This window comes from Bacteroidota bacterium (genome assembly GCA_034723125.1).
Taxonomy (GTDB): Bacteria; Bacteroidota; Bacteroidia; order CAILMK01; family JAAYUY01; genus JAYEOP01.
In genome coordinates this window covers 1-1,478 of sequence record JAYEOP010000154.1, presented here as the reverse complement: position 1 = coordinate 1,478, position 1,478 = coordinate 1, and the positions used below count along the sequence as shown (strand labels likewise).

The following is a 1,478-nucleotide window of genomic DNA, read 5'->3' as shown; positions in this document are numbered from 1 at the left end:
ATCTTTTTGAAATTCATTCATTTATAAAGTATTGATAAAATTTTATCCTTCAAAATTAAAAGAGAAATAAATAAAATTAGAATATATGTTTTCAAATACATTAGAATAAACATCATGATAAGGTGAAAGGATGCTATTTATTCCTTTTGAGAGTTTTATTTCGGGAGAAAATTTAAACCAATAAAAATACATATCCAAGCCACAACCGAATTCATAAGCATAAGCCCAAGGTTTAATAGCAATAATCGGATTGTTGGGGTCCCTGTTACTTCTTGCATTGGAACCAAAATCATAAGATACTTTTCCACCACCTATAACATAAAACCTAAGGTTACCATGCCTTGTGGATTTAAATTTTAAAAGTACAGGTAGTTCAGCAAAAATTGATTCTACACTCTTTTTTGTTGAATAATCATTTGTAAACTTATATTTAACACTCCTTTCAGTAAGAACTAATGAAGGTATTACTCTAATGTCAAAAAACTCTCCTAAATGAAGGTCGGAAATAGCACCGAGAGTAATTCCCGGATAAGTACTCACATCAACTGTTAGTAGTGAATCGTTATAATAAAAGTTATCAGAAAATTCATATTTAAAATCAGAAACATTTGTTCCAATGGTAAAACCAAAGTGTAGTTTTCTCCCATAATCAAACCTTTCTAAATTTTTTGTTTGAGAATATGTTCCGAAATTAATAAAAAACAGAACAATAAAAATTGACGAATTTATTTTTTTCCTGTGTATATTGAACAAATTCCTTGATTTAATTTTTTACAATTTACATACTTAAATCCATTATCACTCATAATATTTAAAAAGTTTTCCCCATAAGGAAATTCCGACACTGAGCCTGGTAAATATTTGTATGCTAATTTATTTTTTGAAATTAATCCTCCAATAAAAGGTACAACCTTATTGAAGTATAGTAAATAAAACCATTTTATAAAAATATTTTCAGGTAATGAAAACTCAAGAATTACAGCCTTACCACCTTTTTTCAAAACTCTGTTCATTTCACTTAAACCTTTGGCGAGATCTTCAAAATTTCTAACTCCGAAAGATACCATAACTGCATCAAAGCTGTTATCTTCAAAATCCAGTTGTTCAGCATCACCTTGCATTAGTTCTACAATATCAGCCACACCCTCTGAAAAAACTTTTATTTTTCCTACATCAATCATTTTTGAAGCTATATCTATCCCTATAATTCTCTTTGGTTTAAGAATTTTGGCTGTTGTTATTGCCAAATCGGCAGTGCCTGTAGCAATATCAAGAATAGTTTCAGGCATATCCTCTTTTAATATTTTTACGACCAGTTTCCTCCATCTCCTATCAATTCCAAGAGACATTATGTGATCCAAGCAATCATATTTTTCCGAAATTGAATTAAACATTTCGCCTACATCTTTTTTACTTAAACGAAAATCTGATTTATCAGCTACTTTGTTTTTCATCATACCTTTTTATTGCAAAATTCC

General features: G+C 29.3%; 2 protein-coding genes. Both read right to left on the bottom strand.

From position 1 onward, the window contains the following. Nucleotides 1-42 precede the first annotated feature (42 nt). Entirely contained in the window at nucleotides 43-753 is a 711-nt protein-coding gene (locus tag U9R42_04530; protein ID MEA3495282.1) for an outer membrane beta-barrel protein, read from the bottom strand. After that, the gene (gene ubiE / locus U9R42_04525; GenBank protein ID MEA3495281.1) at nucleotides 726-1,457 is read right to left on the bottom strand and encodes a bifunctional demethylmenaquinone methyltransferase/2-methoxy-6-polyprenyl-1,4-benzoquinol methylase UbiE; all 732 of its coding nucleotides are present in this window, start codon (nucleotides 1,455-1,457) and stop codon (nucleotides 726-728) included. The genes U9R42_04530 and ubiE overlap by 28 nt, the downstream gene beginning before the upstream one ends. Nucleotides 1,458-1,478 lie beyond the last annotated feature (21 nt).